Genomic DNA, 16,000 nt, shown 5'->3' on the forward strand with positions numbered 1-16,000 from the left:
ATAAATATCCGAACTTACAATAGAATGTCCTAGTAAATTAGTCAAGTAATATATAGATATTATTACCTTTGCGTTTCCTGCTTATGTTTATGCGTAGTAGGAGTATTAGATGGAGAGCTTAATGTGTGATCGGTATTTATAATGATTTTATTACTCTTACTCAATTTTAAAGCCATATTCTTTGCTTCAACTAAAGTATTTGAATGAAAATTATTTTTAAACTCAGCTTTTAAATTACCTTTTAATTCTTCGTTAAAAATCTCTTTTGGTAGATAAACGCCGCCAGTAGCAAGACCAGCCCAAGTATATTTAGATTTATCGTTTAAAGTATTGGCAATATTGTTTGTCAGCTTTTCTTGATTTTCAGGTGTTGAAAAATGATCTATACTATGTGGGTTTTCTTTAATATGCTCGGAAATTACTTGTTTTAAGGTCTGATTAATCATATGAAAATCTTCTCCCCTATTATCACCTCTATCAAATAGCTTTTGCGAAACTTGTTCACTTAGCATATTTGCTAAGAGTCCTGCCTTTACATCTTGTTTATTTACTAAATTTTCATATAAAGGATTCAGCACTTGCATAGGAGAATTTGTATGATCTGAAACATGTCTATATTGATTCGTTTTTTGGGTAGAAACGTCCCCTACACTACTAATAGGTTTTGAACTTAATTTTTCTACAATATAATTCTCAAGTTCTGGATTTTCTTGACATAATATTTTTACTTCATTAGCAAATTCTTTTTTATTAGGTAAATTTTGCTTACTTTCCGATTTAGCTTGTAAAAATATTTTATCAACCGCTTGATCAATAAGGATGTTTTTATCTGTAATTTTATCTTCTACCGGCTGCGGTGTCCCACTAAATATATTTGTTACTGCTTGAGTTACATAATCTAGCCCTAACTTAACTCCTACTTTTGCGAATATTCTTTTATTATCATTTAAATATTGCTGAATTTCAGGATTATCTTTCGTTAATGTAATTAGCTCTTTTGCAATTCCTGTATAATCACCTTTAACAAAACTGCTAAAAACTTTTTGTAATGATTCAGCCCTATCAAGCAATAAAGGCATCACTTTGCTAAGCTTTACAACATCTTCTGCTTGTAGACCGTAATTCTCAAGTTGCTGTTTAATGACACCGCTATCTTTTGCATCTACCTCAACTACACCTTTGAATAAATTATCAAATAAGCCATCTTTACTTTGCTGCAGCAATGTATCTTTTAATTTAAACGACGGATCATTGAGAGCTAAAATTAAACTATTTGTCACGCTCATATAATCGCCTTTATTTACATCTAACATAATATCATGTGCCATTTCAGGCTTTGACATCATTTCGCCGACCATATTAAGCATTTGCTTATCAAAATAATAGTCTTTAGTCATTTTTTGCAAATCAGGATTATTTTTAATAATGCCTAAAGCTGCATTTGGTAAAAATTCTTTATTATTAGCAAAAAAATCTCTTAATTCTTTATTGTCTTTAGTCATTTTTTGCAAATCAGGATTATTTTTAATAATGCCTAAAGCTGCATTTGGTAAAAATTCTTTATTATTAGCAAAAAAATCTCTTAATTCTTTATTGTCTTTAGTCATTTCTAAAGTTTTTTCAATAGCTATCATTAATCCTTGATTTGGATCATTAAGAGTATCAAAAACTTCTTTTATTTTAGGAATTTCATTTAATAAACTAGGAACAGTACTTAAAACTTTGGGATCAATTCTATAATTTTCAAAATACTCTTTCAAGGCAGGTTTAGCCTGCTGTTTAGCATCTGCTACAAAGCTATTTAGTACTTTCTGTTTTTCAGGACTTAGGTTATTAAATTCCTTTAAAGACCTCAAATTATCTATATTTTCAGCAACTTCTTGTTTTAAAGCAGGATTTTTATCAAAGATTTTTTGCACTTCTGCATAGCTTTGGTTACTTTCCGGTTTTTGTAATATGTCATCAAAACTTTTGATATAATCGCCTGGTAATATTTCAGTTGCTCCAATTTTTATATAGCTTGCAATATCCTTTTCTTTTTCATTAAAAAACTTTTCAAAGTTTTTATCTTTGGTAAGCATATCCAAAGTATTAGAAGTTACTTTGTTCCAATTAGGTTCATCTTTTTTTACCTCTACTGCAACTTCTTTAAGCTGATCAAGCACCTCGTCATTTTTGAAACTTTCTTTTAATATATCCAAGCCTTTCTGATCTAAGAAATTACCTTCTTGAAACTCTCTAAATCCAGCTTTAGCAAGTATTTGCCCTATTTTAGGTAAATTACTAGCATTCTTTTTTAAAAACTCCCATATTGGTTTTTCCTCAAGAAGTGATTTTTGAAATTCTGGATCAAGATATGTATCAGAGGAATTAGCAAGTTTAACAAGGTTATAAGTATTTACAGGATTAGTTAAAGTAAATTTTGCTCCAAGTAAGATTGTTTTAAAACTTAACCCATTTGAAGATGACAAATCTTTAATTGCACTATTAATTAATTTATTAGCTTTAGAAGAAGACAAAGTTTTTTCTAAGCTTTTCCGTAATTTATCACTACGTTTGGATGTATCTGCTGTTGCCATATTAAATAATTTATTCTTTATTTAAAAAAATTACTAATATCTATTAAATATAGTCAATTGCACTGTAATAACAATAGAAAAGTTTACATTTAAACTTTTAATCTTTATTATGTGACATCTAAATTATTATTAAAGTAAATGATTATCATACCGATATTAAGCTTTTTTGGCTTTTCATGCTTTTTCTCAAAATATTTCAAAATAAAATTAAATCATGCGATACCTATAACAATTAGCATATTAATTACGATTTTATATTGCTGTGCTATACTAAATCTGTTAATGGCTGCTACCTATTTACTTTACTTCATCGGTATATTATTAGCATTTATAAATCGACATAGATTTTCTTACGAATCTCTTATTTTCCCTCTATACCAGAGAAGCATCTCTGCATGCTTATGATGATTTTTCCCATTGGGGAATATTTACTAAAGAACTATTATATTCAGGATTTTTTGAAAACCAAACTTCACTTACCTCTATTATTTCTACGCATGCACATTATCCAAGAGGTGCCGCTGTTTACCACTACTTTATGCTAATGCTTTCAGGTTACTCGGACGGAAATGTGCTATTTGCTCATTTCTTACTAAATTTAATGTTCTTAGCTCCTTTAGCTTCCAATAAGAAAATTTGGCAGACCGGTTTACTATTTTCTGCTATACTTTGTGCAGTAGTATTATATACGACAGGACTTCGCTCTATATATAATGATAGTACTATAGGGCTAATGTTCGGATCTATTCTTGTTATTTATATTCTTGAAGAAGATAAGAAAAAAGCTTTAAAGCTGATTATACCTATCGCTATATTACTTCCTTTATTTAGAGAAATCGGAGCGTGGCTTGCAAGTTTTGCTTCGATAATTCTTATATTGCATTATACATTTTTTGATAAAAAACCTAAAACATCACATGATTATATTACCTATGTAATTTTATTAATTCTACCAATATTATGCAATTTTATCTTAATGGATTATTTTAGGAATACTCACGATTTCTTAGATAGAAAAGAGCATAGTTTTAGTAATTTAATATATATTGTAGAAAATTTTAATGAACAGCATAAATTATTATTACTAAATTATGGTAAGTTTCTTTTAAAATTTTTAGTAAAAGAAGGAAGTTTAGTTGTATATACTATTTGTTTTATTGCCTGGTATGGAATTCGTAAATATAAACCGAAACTGTTAGCAGAATATAAATTTTTTCTAATAGCCACATTTATTTGCGGCATAATTTTTGCTTTATGGCGACTATATCTATATTTCTTTACTTTTAGCTATGAAGAAGCAATTAAAGGAGCCTCGTTACTTCGATATCTTGGTTGTTACGTTCTGGGTATAGGTATGGTTGCTGTCGCGTATGTAAAAATTAGTATTTTCTTAAATGAAAAACAGAGTAGAAAAGAATTATTTATTCTTATGTTATTATTTGCTGTTGTTTCATTTTCAGTAGTGAAAAATATTCTAAGAATCAAACACTTAAGTTTAGAACAAAAGAATTTCATAGACCAAACAATAAATATTAAAAAATTGCTAGAGCAGGGAAATGAAGTCACATTTAATTTTAGTAATAAAAAAGATAATTTACAATGTCATATATTGAATTATAATTTAGCACCATATTTAAATAAAAAACATCTACAAGAATGCCTAAAAACTCCTAAAAAAGCAATTATAGATATGGAAAGAGCAAATACATACATACCTTTTTTATAAATATCCTCTGTGATATCAATGAAGACTTCAAACCACACAATAAAATTATCTTGACTCATGACTAACATAAAATACAACTTAGCAGCTGCCTATAAAATAATGGCATATTTGTCGATGGATGACCACACTTACACCCATTTATCAACAAGACCGAAAAATGCTGATTTTTATTATATTTATCCTTTTGGGCTTAGGTTTGAAGAAGTAACAGAGCATAATCTTTTAAAAGTTAGTTTAGATGGGAAAATTCTAGAGGGAGAGGAATATCAATATAATAAGACTGGCTACTTTATTCATGGAAGCATTTATCAAGCACGCCCTGATATTTCAGCTATTTTCCATTACCATACTCCAGCAAGTATTGCAGTCTCTGCTTTGAAATGCGGGTTATTGCCAATCAGCCAATGGGCATTACATTTTTACAACAGAATTTCTTACCATGAATATAATTCTTTAATATTAGACGCCGATAAACAAAGCGGCAGGCTAGTTAATGATCTCAAACAAAATTATGTGATGCTACTTCGCAACCATGGTGTTATTACTTGCGGGAAAACAATACATGAAGCTATGTTTTTTGCTTATCATTTAGAGCAAGCTTGCAAAACACAATGTTTACTAAATTTAGCTAACAAACAAGAACTTATAATACCCTCCGAAGAAACATGTGAACAAACTGTAAAAGATTTATTATCATTTGAAGAAGATTTAGGCAAACGTGACTGGGATGCTTGGTTAAGAGTTATAAAAAAATAAATGTTGGAAATAATAGCATTAGCATGTTATAATTTACAACATGATAAATAGACATATAACATCGTTTGTAAAGCAATCTTTAAAAGATTTTTCTGCCGTTCTTATCATTGGAGCTAGGCAAGTTGGTAAGTCTACATTAGTAAAGCAGTTGTGTGATGAGGGAATTTTTAAATCCTATATCACTTTAGATGATATTTCGCAATTAGAAGCAGCAACCGCAGACCCTCACGGATTTATAAAAAACGTAAGCTATCCTCTTGCTATTGATGAAATTCAAAGAGCTCCCGATCTTTTAAAAGCTATAAAAAAATCAATAGATGAAGATAAGAAACCAGGGCGTTTTCTTTTAACCGGATCAGCTAATATTTTTTCTTACCCCGGAATATCTGAAAGCCTAGCGGGACGCATTGATGTAATACATCTTGAGGGGTTAAGTTTAGGAGAAATTTTAAATCAAAATAACCCCTCTTCTTTTATATCAGATATTTTTTCCGGCAGAACTATCCCTGAATTAAAGGATAAATGGACTGAAGAGCTAAAACATAAACCGGAAATAAATACTCAATTTCTCAATGAATATATTTTTTATGGTGGATTTCCAGAAATCGCACTAAAAAAGCAAGAAAGATTTCGTGAACGTTGGTTCTCTTCTTATCAATCAGCTTATATTGAACGAGATGTACGAAATATAAATAAATTTTTGGATGTCGTTTCTTTTGCTAGGCTTTTTCGTCTGATTGGTTTACAAAGCAGTAATTTATTAAATCAAAAGAATTTAGGTAATGAAATAGGATTAGACCAGAGAACAATATCAAGATATTTAGAGATTTTAGAAACAACTTTTCAGATAAATCAGTTAACACCTTGGTTTAGTAATACCCGTAAAAGATTAATTAAAACTTCCAAATTTTATATGAATGATTCAGGTTATGCATCATATTTACAGGGTATAACAACTCCTGATCTATTACCAAAAAGTCCTTATTATGGAGGAATATTTGAAACATGGTTATGGGCAGAATTAAGGAAGTTATTAACTTTAACTACAGGAATAGAACAAACGTTTTATCGCACACATTTAGGAAAAGAAGTTGATTTTCTTTTACATAAAGGTGATATATTTTGTGGGTTAGAGTGTAAAAGTACGGAAACTATTCAAAGTCAAAATTTTGCGGGGCTAAAAGATTTGTCCGAAGCATTAGCATCACAAATTATACGTGGCATTATACTTTACAATGGTAACAAAATAATTAGTTTTTCTGACAAATTTCTTGCTGTACCTTTAAGATGTATAATTTAAATATGTAACATTTTGTAACATAATATACCTTGCACCATTCAGCATTAAATATTAATATTTTAAGTATATGTTATTAGTATTTTAAATGCAGCAAGTTACATTATCAAAGCCCGTAAGCTGTTACGGAATAGGTGTTCATTCTGGGAAACGTACTCAGTTAACTATTGAACCTACTGAAGAAAATACCGGTATTATTTTCGTAAGAACGGATATATCTTCAGAAAATAATTATATTGAAGCAAAATATTTTAACGTTTCTGATACTTTACTTTCTACTACTATAAGCAATAGCAACAAAATACAAGTCTCAACAATTGAACATATAATGGCTGCATTATGGGGATGCGGAATTGATAATGCTATTATCAAAATAGATGGTCCTGAAGTTCCTATAATGGATGGAAGTAGTAAGCCTTTCGTCTTTATGATTGAATGTGCTGGGAAAAAACTACAAAATGCTCCTAAAAAATATTTAAAAATTTTAAAAGAAGTAACAGCTGCTCATAAAGATTGCGAATTGATATGTAGACCTTCTGATCACATGAAAATAGATTTAACTATTGATTTTAATAGTAAAGCTATAGGAAGACAAAGCTTAGTCTTTTCAAAACAAGAATCTTTTAATGATAATATTGCCGATGCTCGTACTTTCGGCTTTACGAAAGATGTCGATTATTTACAAAGTAAAGGACTTGCTCTAGGTGCTTCATTTGAGAACGCAATAGGAATAGACGATCAAGATAAAGTCTTAAATCCTGATGGATTACGTTATCAAGATGAATTTGTGCGTCATAAATTATTAGACCTATTTGGCGATCTATATACTTCTGGTAATAACATTATAAGCTCAATCAATGGCTATAAAACTAGTCATGCTCTTAATAACGAGTTATTACAACGAATATTTAGCGATAGTACTTCTCATAAGTTTGTTAATGCCAGCGAGCTATAGTAGATCTTCTTCTTTTATTCATAACATTTGCTAAGTTGCTATATTCTTGAGCCTTATTAGGTTTTTCATAAAACGGATTCATTACTCTACCAATATCTTTGACATAACTTTCTTTTTCAATATTTAATGATATTTTATTTTTGTTACAAAAATCATTGAACCCATTATTTCTTATTTCATAAATAAAATTATTTCTTATCTCCTGAAATTTCTCTCTCTTATCATGATCTTTCATTTTCCAATAATTCTTATCGGTAATTAACTTTTTTAACGCTGCTGTTTGCAGAATTTGTTCTTTAGTATATTTTTCCAACTGATCTAAATTTTTATAATCTGGAGTGTCGTGCTTTTTACATTCTTCATTTATATTTAACTTAAATATTGTTCTTATTCTATTTTTTTCTTTTTCACTAAGCCCTCCAGTAATTAACGAAATAGAAGTTAATATGCCATAACCTGTAGCTCTTAAAACTCCAAGTACATTTCCGCTTGCTCCTTGAACAATAGCAGTAGATATAGCAGAAGTTATACCAGCTACATTATTCGTAAGTACTATACCAACACTTTTAAGATTTCTGCTAGTTACTTTGTACTTATCACTATTTAAATCTTTTTCTTTCTTAGGTGGTGTAAATAATTCACTTTTTAGAATATCGTTTAAACTAGGTTCTAATGATAATATATAATCTTGCTGGACTTTAGCATTTCTATTTTGTACTAATAAATTATTTTCTTTATGAAGTTTACGTAAATTGCGTATTTTAATAGTTTCATTTATAGCCTGAATTCCTACACTAACCGCAGTTATAGTAGCTACTACTATAACTATAGGCGATACAGGTGTAAAAAGCCCTGAAATCGCAATTGCTACCCCTGTTAATGAAATAGCATAATTTAAAGAATTACTAAGTAATATTTTACCGGTTTTGCTTTCTGTAAAACGATTCCAATTATTATTAATTTTATCTAATATTATTCGAAATCTTGATTTTTTTAAATCGACCATTTATTTTTTTATTTTATTTGTTTAATTAACTTTTCTTATAATCCAAATTATAGTATAAATTCTAATAAAAAACAAAAGTAAATGTCTGGAAAAGAATTAAATAAAATTGTTGCAGCTATATTGTTTGCAAGCTTAATTGCTATGATGGTTGGGTTTATTGCAAATATATTATATAAACCAGTTTTAGAACCAAAACATCGAGGTTATAGTATTGCAGTGCAGGAAGTTTCAGAAACCCCTACTACGCAAGCACAAACTCCAATCAATATACCGGAATTGATGAAAACTGCAAATGCTGATAATGGTCGTGAAATAGCTAAAAAATGTTTAATGTGCCATTCTCTTGATAAAGATGGTCCAAATAAGATAGGACCTCATCTATGGGATGTAGCAGGTCGTCCTAAAGCAAGTATATCCGATTATAAATATTCCCCTGCTCTATCAGATCTTGTAGGTAGTTGGGATGATGATAGTTTGTTTGCTTTCTTGCATAAACCAAGTAGCTATGCTCCTGGTACTAAAATGTCTTTTGCCGGTATATCAAAACCGCAAGACATCGCAGATGTTATATTATTTTTAAAAACTTATGTTCATGATAAATGAGTACTTAACTGAAATTTGGTTAATAATCGGAGTAATTTGTATAATTGCAGAATTTTTTGCAGTTCCAAATATTGGTTTCTTATTTTTTGGATTTGGAGCATTGTCAAATGCTCTTATAATATATCATTACCCTTTAATTAACTTAACAAATCAAATAACGCTTTTTGGTTTATTATCTCTCATATGGTTTTGTATATTATATTATCCTCTCAAAAAATACGTATATAGCAAAACTACTTCTAATGAAAACTATTCCGATATGATAGGTAAAGAAGCTGAAGTTTATAGCGAGTTAATTTCTGAAGAAAACCTTGGACAAGTAAAATGGTCAGGGGTCATTATGAATGCTTACCTTATACCAAACGAGAAAGCTAAAGCTGGTGATAAAGTCTTTATTACCAAGGTTAAAGGTAATATATTAATCTGCTCTAAGAGCCTGTCTTGAAAAGATATAAGAAATAATTTATATTGTCAAAAAATAATAAAGTAGGAATATGTATCCCAGTGATATAGTGGAAGAAGAAAGGATACATTTAGCTCCATTTGTTGGTCCTTGCAAGATAGGACGGTCACGTAAACATAATATAAGAGATATTAATGATACTCCTCGCAGCAGAGCTACGAGGTATCTATCCAAAAAGTTTTAACTGTTTTTGTTGAAATGCTTTATAAGAAGGTTTGCCTGAACCTTGATTTTTTACATAATTACGTAATTTCCGCTCATCACCATGTTTACATACTGTGCTCATAAAATATCCTTTACTCCAAAACTCACTTCCCCATAATTTTTCTTTAAGATTTGGATATTTCTTAAACATTTCCTTAGATGTAATACTTTTTATGATTTGAGTTATTTTTGTTGGGCTATACATTGGTATTGACTGTAGTAAAAAATGTACATGTTCTTTATCTACTCCTATTTCCAAAAATCTAATTTCATAACGAGCCTCTATGTCCTCACAAATTTTACATAAATAATCGTCTAGTTCCTCATTGAATATTACTCTTCTATACTTTGCCGGTGTTACTAAATGATATATTAGTACTGTGACATTATCACTTTTATGTATATAACTGCTTTCTTCCATGCATCTAGTATATCACGAAGCAGACCTTCGGGGAATTAAACCCTAAGAGATTAATATCTGATTTCCCAAATTTCCAGTTTGTTCGATCTATTGCTACAACATAATTTTCTATACAAAAAAAGCTTAATATCAATGATGCAACTTTCATATAATCAAAAGTAAATTCTTTCAAAAAACGATAAATCCTATGGGTTTTTGATGATATTTTAGCATCACCTACAATACCAAGGGCTAAACCTTTTTGATAAATAGAACTTCCAGTCATTAGACTGATTATCATTCCAGACAAACATTTTAATCTTGATTTATTTCCATCTATATATAAAATTAATTCTCGAAGTAGTATTTGGTGCATTGTTTTCCAAAAAATCCACCTTATACTACTTTATTACCCTTTAAATCAACCTTTCTTCAATATCTCTACAAAATTGTAGGGTACTATGGTCAAAATATTCAAGAAATGTGCCAATTGATAGTAAGCCTATGGCTTCTTTTTGATTACGTGTTAAGCTTTTTTGCTCTTTTACATAGCCCAGCGTAATTTCTTTACAAAAAATTAAATTGTAAAGAACTTATACCTTTCTATAAAAAAGTCAATAGGAAATTTTACCTTAGGTTAAAAAAATAGAGAAGTAAAGTGCAAGCTTAAGACACTTTGAATAGCTCATATTCGTTATACTATCTAACTTGATTAAAATATCTTAGGAACACAGTTTGTGATACAAGACCCCGTGGCAAGCTACGGAATGACACCGTCCAATACTATTAATGACAATAAAAAACTGGATTCTGTCGTTACTGGGAATGACATCGAAGCCATACGACAATTGACATGTTCCTCAAAAGCTATTTTCTACTTTTATACCATAAGAAATATAAAGGAATGCCGGCTATAGTAAAAGCACTTGCTATGATTAATGTTTTAATAGGCGTTTCATAAATAACCCAAGCACAAAAAATAATTGATATTATGGCAATCAGTAAATAATAATAAGAAAAATTTTTCTTTGAACTAAGAATTACTTTTAAAAAAGCCAAGCTACAAATCAAATAAACAAATAAAAATGCTATTGCCGAAAAATCTATTATTTTGGTGATCTGCTCAGCAAAGTTATCATTCGCCGTAAATACTAATAAAGGTACGATGCCAAGACAACTTACAATAATCCCCCATACCGGTGCATTATTACTATTTTTCTTAGCAAAAAATTTCGGCAATAAACCATCTTCAGCGAGTCCTAAAGCAATCTGTCCGCTAGTTAGTACCCAAGCGTTAAGCGTGCCGATGCAAATAATGGAAGCAATAACGGAAATCACACTAGACCATTTACCACCAAATAATAAAGCTGCGGCATCAGTATAAGGAGCTTTGGAAATAATAAGATCAGATGCAGGAATTAAGCCCATTATACCGATACTATTAATAAGATATAATACGGCAACGCAGAAAGTTCCAAGCATTATAGCCCTTGGGATAGTTTTAGAAGGATTTTTTACCGAGCCTGCCGTAGTTGTTGCACACTCTACTCCGATAAACCCCCAGAAAGTAAGCAGTGCTACCCTACCCATAATGGTTGGAACGCTTAAATTCTCTACTTCCTCAGCAATAGCTATATTATCTATATTAAAGTGCGATAATGCACATAATCCTACTATTAATAAAGGTACGAATTTTAATAATGTTAAATAAAACTCTGCTTTGCCTGCCACTTCAGGACCTTTTAAATTTAAGATCATAATGGCAGCTAGTAATATTATTTGTAATATTAAGTCTAATATTGCTTGTGATTTGAAGAAAGGAGTCAGGTAACCTATAGCAGAAATTACGACTATACTAGTGCTGATGAACGAGATAACCCAATAAGTCCAACCAACAAAAAAGGCGGCTTTTTTACCAAAGCTTTCACGAATATAAACATGCGGACCGCCTGTCTTAGGAAATTTTGCACATAGATATGAAAATACGAGTGCGATGCTCATAGCACCAAATAGCGACAACACCCAACCCCATATACTATATATACTGTAAGGTGCTAAACTCAAAGGAAGTATAAAAACACTAGTACCGATTTGGCTACCGGTAACTAATGCAAAAACTGCCCAAAAACCTAATTTTTGTGACATATTATGAAGATATTAAAAAAAGAAAATTATACCTATAAAAACGATTTTATGCAACTTATTTAAATAATTGGCATAATATATTCAATAACTGTAATTTAAAATTGAGTATATATATGCTGAGGGATGTTATACATATAGAAGGTCAAAATATGGTTATAACTAAAGATTACACCAACAAGAAGTTATTATTTTATCCTTATAGTGAGGCAAAGTGGTCTGAGCATAATATAAAATTGGCTAATAAAACCGATGAATTTATAACTATTTTATACAATGAAGCATGGTATATTTTTGAATCTGGTCCTCATCCTAATTTTTATGAGCTAGAATCTGAATTATTAGGAGATGAAATAATTGAGAGATGAAGCTACTACCAACTAAAAGACAGTAGCAGCTTGTATTTTTTATATTTGATCTGTAGGAAATTCAGAAGCTACGCCTATTACAGACATATCAGTTATCTCTTGATCTATTATAGGAACATCACATTTTTTGAAAGTGAATTCATTATTGGATTTCTCTATAGAATAATTCCCTTGCAAGAAATTATCTATATTATCAACAAAGAACTTTTGTTGATTGAGCCCCATGTTAAGAAACTCATTTAAAGAAACTAATTTTTTGATTAATATGCTTTCTATAAATGATACTCCTTCTTTGTTATGGGAACACATTAAGAATGATGTTATCTTTTCATCTAACGGATATACAATATTTGATGATACGGTGTTAAACAAAAGGAACACAAAGAAAATAGAGGTTGCTAGATCGCAGTATAGTGGAGCTACAGGTGGAGTTACTACCGGTATAGGAGTAGTGAGTCTTGTATATTATAACCCCGATATTGATAAGTTTTGGGTAATAGATTATCGCATTTTTTCACCTGATCATGATGGAGCGACGAAACTAGATCACCTACTAAAGATGTTCAATAATGCTGTTTATAGTAAAAAGATTCCTTTTCAAACTGTACTTTTTGACACATGGTATGCTACACACAAAATTATGCAACATGTTGACTCCTTGGGCAAATATTATTATGCCCCTATTAAAGCCAATAGAAATGTTAGTAAAACGTGTGATTACGAGCCTTATAAAGCTGTTAGCAAGTTGACGTTTTCAGATGAAGAAATTAAGAATGGAATGGAGATTCATATAAAAGGATTTGCCAAAAATAAGCATGTTAATTTGTTTAAATTTACTGTTTCTACCAACAGAGTTGATTATGTTGTTACCAATAACAAAACTCAAAAATCTTCTAAAGCTGCACAAGATGAGTTTGGCTTGCGATGGGTAATTGAGAGCATGCATAGAAAAATTAAGCAACTGACTGGTATAGAACGTTGCCAATGCAGAAAACAGCGTATCCAACGTAATCACATTAGTTGTGCATTTCTAGTTTGGGCTTTTCTCAAAAGAACTGCAAATAAAATAGGTAAAACGGTCTACCAAATAAAGTTAGGGCTTTTAGATGACTATATGCAACAACAGCTTCATTCTCCATCTTTACGATATTTAGAACCAAACATAGCGTAAGTTTTGCTATAATTCCAATAGCTTTAATCAAATATATTAATTACTTACTTGAACAATATTTTAGCTATAAGTTCTATTTAAGCTGGTTTTTTATAGTGTCATTGTCAAATAAAAAGGGACCAGTAAATTGCACGAAAAAGGGACCACTATATGTAAAAATTTTTATGTCAAATGACCTCCAAATTTATAGTTATTAATACGATAACTTTTACCTGTGATGTTTAGTATATGTGCATGATGTACTACTCGATCAATAATTGCATGAGTTAATAACTCATCAGCAAATATTTCATTCCATCTTTCAAAATCCTTGTTTGTGGTAATAATGGTAGATTTATTTTCATATCGTTTAGCAATAATATTAAAAAAATCATCTACTGAATGTTTTGGTAATTGCTTAAAACCTAACTCATCAAGAATTAATAAGTCAAATGATAAGAGTAATTTAACTTTTTTGTGATAGCTATTATCTGCTCTTGCAATATGTAAATTATAAAGCATATCCGATACCGTAGTAAAATATACAGAGTATTCTCGTGTTAAAGCTTTTAATGCTAATCCAATAGCAAGATGAGTTTTGCCAGTTCCAGAATTACCTATGAATATGACATTGCCCTTAGTATTAATATAATCACAAGTAGATAAATCACTTATTACTTTGGCATCAATACTTGGTTGGAACTGAAAATCAAAGTCTTCTAAATTTTTAGTGACTGGTAATTTAGCAGCACTTTTACGACGACGGTAATTATTATCCTTACGGTGAGATTTTTCATCTTCACATAATAGTGAGAGAAATTCTTTAAATCCTAGTTTATTATTTTGAGCATAAATAATCCTTTCATTTAAGCTATTGACTATACCTGATAATCTAAAACTACGTAGGTCATTAAGCAAGTTCTGCATTCTGACCTCCAAACTCTGGCAATGGTAAGTTTACTGCATTACTATTTAAGATATTTTTAATTTTAGAGTAAGAACTTATACCGTAATGTAATGCTCTATGACAAGCTTTATCTATTAACTCATCATTGTAAACCTTACGTAAAGAAATAATACCTCTAGCACAACGTTGCCAATCATTTACTCGTGTTTGTTGTAATAACTCTAATAATAAACTGCAATTATTTCCTATCTGCTGCATTTGTTGTTGATAATGTTCACTATATTCTATAAAACCTGGGCATAGACGTTTATATTTGGCATAATGAGACGGATTAGTGGTAAATATTCCTTTGCCATCTGTTCTAACGTGCCTTGCTATTAAATCATTTTGGATAGAAAATATTTGAACAAGTTTTGGTGATAATTGTACCAGTACCTCACTGTATATATATTTTGCCGGTACGGAATAATAATTATTATCTATGGTGATATGACAATCTTTTGCTACTTTTCGATTATGCCACGATGACAAATCAAACGTTTCTAATGGTAAAGGCATTAAATTATTACTTTCTTCTTGCTCAAATAGTTCCTGAGGAATTTTTTTAGTAGTACCATGTATTCGGTTATTTGCTTTATTTAACCAGTTAGCAAGATCATGTGTTAATTCTTCATATCTATGAAATTTACGTCCAGCAAAAAAATTATTTTTGACATACTTTATTCCTGATTCTACTTTGCCTTTTTCTTGAGGTTGATATACACGACAAGGAGAAAGTAAAATTCCATAATGATCAGCTAAACGTTTGTATTCCTTCTGATATACGGGCTCATAGAAATTGCTATCTACCACTCCAGCTTTAAGATTATCAAGTTTTATTACTTTTGGACTGCCAGCAAAATAATTAAATGCATTGATATGACATTGTATCCATGTTTGACAACTTTGATCAAACACTACTTCATAATAATCAAGGCGACTATAACTTAAACGCATATTAAATACATATGCTTTAACTCTACGCCCCTTAGAATTATACTGTAAGCCTATGTCACCAAAATCTACTTGTGCTTCCTCTCCTGCTAAAGTATGAAAACGAATGCAACTGTTATTTTGTATCTTATATTTTTTGATATAACGGGTTAGCGAACCATAACTTTTTGTATAACCTTGAATTTTTAACTCTTCAAAAATTCTTATGTAACTTAGATTCTTTTCTAATAACTCAATTATTTGTTCGTGCCAAGAATCCAGTGCTGAAGATCGTTCATAGGGTGCAGGAGATTCTGTACCAGACTCTACATAACGGTTTACTATTTTTCTTACTGTTTTACGGTCTATTCTCGTTAGTTTGGCAATATTTCTTTGACTATTGCCTTGCTTATAAAGGGTGATAATTGTTGTGTACATATTTATTCTTATCATTGTATCACTAGATATTTAT

15 protein-coding genes and 3 pseudogenes are annotated in these 16,000 nt (G+C 30.3%); 9 read left to right on the top strand and 9 right to left on the bottom strand.

Going from position 1 to position 16,000, the window contains the following annotated elements; translation table 11 throughout:
• Positions 1–62: 62 nt before the first annotated feature.
• On the bottom strand, positions 63–2,579 hold the full coding sequence (locus tag ACOAL3_RS02890) for a hypothetical protein (RefSeq protein ID WP_419235336.1): 2,517 nt from the start codon (positions 2,577–2,579) through the stop codon (positions 63–65).
• A gap of 138 nt (positions 2,580–2,717) precedes the next feature.
• Between ACOAL3_RS02890 and ACOAL3_RS02895 the strand changes: the two are divergent.
• The 4 genes and pseudogenes from ACOAL3_RS02895 (at position 2,718) to lpxC (ending at position 7,313) form a co-directional block, all read left to right on the top strand.
• Positions 2,718–4,305 (top strand): annotated as a pseudogene (locus ACOAL3_RS02895) (hypothetical protein).
• Between the two features lie 57 nt (positions 4,306–4,362).
• Positions 4,363–5,061 carry a class II aldolase/adducin family protein gene (locus tag ACOAL3_RS02900; protein WP_419235337.1) on the top strand — a complete coding sequence of 233 codons (699 nt, stop codon included), beginning with the start codon at positions 4,363–4,365 and terminating at the stop codon, positions 5,059–5,061.
• A 40-nt stretch (positions 5,062–5,101) separates the two neighbouring features.
• Positions 5,102–6,361 carry an ATP-binding protein gene (locus tag ACOAL3_RS02905; protein WP_419235338.1) on the top strand — a complete coding sequence of 420 codons (1,260 nt, stop codon included), beginning with the start codon at positions 5,102–5,104 and terminating at the stop codon, positions 6,359–6,361.
• A gap of 85 nt (positions 6,362–6,446) precedes the next feature.
• Positions 6,447–7,313: a UDP-3-O-acyl-N-acetylglucosamine deacetylase gene (lpxC, locus tag ACOAL3_RS02910; RefSeq protein ID WP_419235339.1), complete on the top strand. Its 867-nt coding sequence runs from the start codon at positions 6,447–6,449 to the stop codon at positions 7,311–7,313.
• Here lpxC and ACOAL3_RS02915 read toward each other — a convergent pair.
• On the bottom strand, positions 7,294–8,319 hold the full coding sequence (locus ACOAL3_RS02915) for a hypothetical protein (protein ID WP_419235340.1): 1,026 nt from the start codon (positions 8,317–8,319) through the stop codon (positions 7,294–7,296). The two genes, lpxC and ACOAL3_RS02915, sit on opposite strands and share 20 nt — an antisense overlap.
• Before the next feature lie 81 nt (positions 8,320–8,400).
• On the opposite strand from ACOAL3_RS02915, the gene ACOAL3_RS02920 reads away from it, so the two are divergent.
• From ACOAL3_RS02920 to ACOAL3_RS02930, 3 genes are read left to right on the top strand one after another with little or no spacing between them, the layout of a single operon-like run.
• Entirely contained in the window at positions 8,401–8,922 is a 522-nt protein-coding gene (locus ACOAL3_RS02920; RefSeq protein ID WP_419235341.1) for a c-type cytochrome, read from the top strand.
• A complete protein-coding gene (locus ACOAL3_RS02925) occupies positions 8,906–9,367 on the top strand; it encodes an NfeD family protein (RefSeq protein WP_395477610.1) in 462 nt (153 codons plus the stop codon). The genes ACOAL3_RS02920 and ACOAL3_RS02925 overlap by 17 nt, the downstream gene beginning before the upstream one ends.
• 49 nt (positions 9,368–9,416) lie before the next feature.
• Positions 9,417–9,569, top strand: coding sequence for a hypothetical protein (locus ACOAL3_RS02930; RefSeq protein WP_419235342.1), 153 nt, complete (start codon positions 9,417–9,419; stop codon positions 9,567–9,569).
• Here ACOAL3_RS02930 and tnpA read toward each other — a convergent pair.
• From tnpA to ACOAL3_RS02950, 4 genes and pseudogenes are all read right to left on the bottom strand, one after another.
• Entirely contained in the window at positions 9,552–10,010 is a 459-nt protein-coding gene (tnpA, locus tag ACOAL3_RS02935; RefSeq protein ID WP_419234544.1) for an IS200/IS605 family transposase, read from the bottom strand. The two genes, ACOAL3_RS02930 and tnpA, sit on opposite strands and share 18 nt — an antisense overlap.
• Positions 10,011–10,014: 4 nt before the next feature.
• Positions 10,015–10,275, bottom strand: coding sequence for a hypothetical protein (locus ACOAL3_RS02940; protein WP_419235343.1), 261 nt, complete (start codon positions 10,273–10,275; stop codon positions 10,015–10,017).
• A gap of 178 nt (positions 10,276–10,453) precedes the next feature.
• A pseudogene (locus ACOAL3_RS02945) lies at positions 10,454–10,546 on the bottom strand (MFS transporter); the annotation flags it as partial.
• A 310-nt stretch (positions 10,547–10,856) separates the two neighbouring features.
• Positions 10,857–12,134 carry an APC family permease gene (locus tag ACOAL3_RS02950; RefSeq protein WP_419235344.1) on the bottom strand — a complete coding sequence of 426 codons (1,278 nt, stop codon included), beginning with the start codon at positions 12,132–12,134 and terminating at the stop codon, positions 10,857–10,859.
• A 149-nt stretch (positions 12,135–12,283) separates the two neighbouring features.
• Between ACOAL3_RS02950 and ACOAL3_RS02955 the strand changes: the two genes are divergently transcribed.
• Entirely contained in the window at positions 12,284–12,499 is a 216-nt protein-coding gene (locus tag ACOAL3_RS02955; RefSeq protein ID WP_395477562.1) for a hypothetical protein, read from the top strand.
• 39 nt (positions 12,500–12,538) lie between these two features.
• Here the strand turns inward: ACOAL3_RS02955 and ACOAL3_RS02960 are convergent, their stop codons facing one another.
• The gene (locus tag ACOAL3_RS02960) at positions 12,539–12,724 is read right to left on the bottom strand and encodes a hypothetical protein (RefSeq protein WP_395477561.1); all 186 of its coding nucleotides are present in this window, start codon (positions 12,722–12,724) and stop codon (positions 12,539–12,541) included.
• 58 nt (positions 12,725–12,782) lie between these two features.
• Between ACOAL3_RS02960 and ACOAL3_RS02965 the strand changes: the two are divergent.
• Positions 12,783–13,670: pseudogene (locus tag ACOAL3_RS02965) on the top strand (IS701 family transposase); the annotation flags it as partial.
• Between the two features lie 162 nt (positions 13,671–13,832).
• On the opposite strand, the gene istB reads toward ACOAL3_RS02965, so the two are convergent.
• Both istB and istA read right to left on the bottom strand, forming a co-directional pair.
• Entirely contained in the window at positions 13,833–14,576 is a 744-nt protein-coding gene (istB, locus tag ACOAL3_RS02970; RefSeq protein WP_419234522.1) for an IS21-like element helper ATPase IstB, read from the bottom strand.
• On the bottom strand, positions 14,560–15,966 hold the full coding sequence (gene istA, locus ACOAL3_RS02975; RefSeq protein WP_419234561.1) for an IS21 family transposase: 1,407 nt from the start codon (positions 15,964–15,966) through the stop codon (positions 14,560–14,562). Before istA ends, istB begins: the two co-directional genes overlap by 17 nt.
• Positions 15,967–16,000: the final 34 nt, after the last annotated feature.

The sequence above is a fragment of the Rickettsia endosymbiont of Nabis limbatus genome (assembly GCF_965196655.1).
GTDB lineage: Bacteria > Pseudomonadota > Alphaproteobacteria > Rickettsiales > Rickettsiaceae > Rickettsia.

Excerpts from the sequence above, each read along its gene's own strand:
- ACOAL3_RS02890 (WP_419235336.1), bottom strand. The coding sequence starts at position 2,579 with ATGGCAACAGCAGATACATCCAAACGTAGTGATAAATTACGGAAAAGC.
- ACOAL3_RS02900 (WP_419235337.1), top strand. The coding sequence starts at position 4,363 with ATGACTAACATAAAATACAACTTAGCAGCTGCCTATAAAATAATGGCA.
- ACOAL3_RS02905 (WP_419235338.1), top strand. The coding sequence starts at position 5,102 with ATGATAAATAGACATATAACATCGTTTGTAAAGCAATCTTTAAAAGAT.
- lpxC (WP_419235339.1), top strand. The coding sequence starts at position 6,447 with ATGCAGCAAGTTACATTATCAAAGCCCGTAAGCTGTTACGGAATAGGT.
- ACOAL3_RS02915 (WP_419235340.1), bottom strand. The coding sequence starts at position 8,319 with ATGGTCGATTTAAAAAAATCAAGATTTCGAATAATATTAGATAAAATT.
- ACOAL3_RS02920 (WP_419235341.1), top strand. The coding sequence starts at position 8,401 with ATGTCTGGAAAAGAATTAAATAAAATTGTTGCAGCTATATTGTTTGCA.
- ACOAL3_RS02925 (WP_395477610.1), top strand. The coding sequence starts at position 8,906 with ATGTTCATGATAAATGAGTACTTAACTGAAATTTGGTTAATAATCGGA.
- ACOAL3_RS02930 (WP_419235342.1), top strand. The coding sequence starts at position 9,417 with ATGTATCCCAGTGATATAGTGGAAGAAGAAAGGATACATTTAGCTCCA.
- tnpA (WP_419234544.1), bottom strand. The coding sequence starts at position 10,010 with ATGGAAGAAAGCAGTTATATACATAAAAGTGATAATGTCACAGTACTA.
- ACOAL3_RS02940 (WP_419235343.1), bottom strand. The coding sequence starts at position 10,275 with ATGACTGGAAGTTCTATTTATCAAAAAGGTTTAGCCCTTGGTATTGTA.
- ACOAL3_RS02950 (WP_419235344.1), bottom strand. The coding sequence starts at position 12,134 with ATGTCACAAAAATTAGGTTTTTGGGCAGTTTTTGCATTAGTTACCGGT.
- ACOAL3_RS02955 (WP_395477562.1), top strand. The coding sequence starts at position 12,284 with ATGGTTATAACTAAAGATTACACCAACAAGAAGTTATTATTTTATCCT.
- ACOAL3_RS02960 (WP_395477561.1), bottom strand. The coding sequence starts at position 12,724 with ATGGGGCTCAATCAACAAAAGTTCTTTGTTGATAATATAGATAATTTC.
- istB (WP_419234522.1), bottom strand. The coding sequence starts at position 14,576 with ATGCAGAACTTGCTTAATGACCTACGTAGTTTTAGATTATCAGGTATA.
- istA (WP_419234561.1), bottom strand. The coding sequence starts at position 15,966 with ATGTACACAACAATTATCACCCTTTATAAGCAAGGCAATAGTCAAAGA.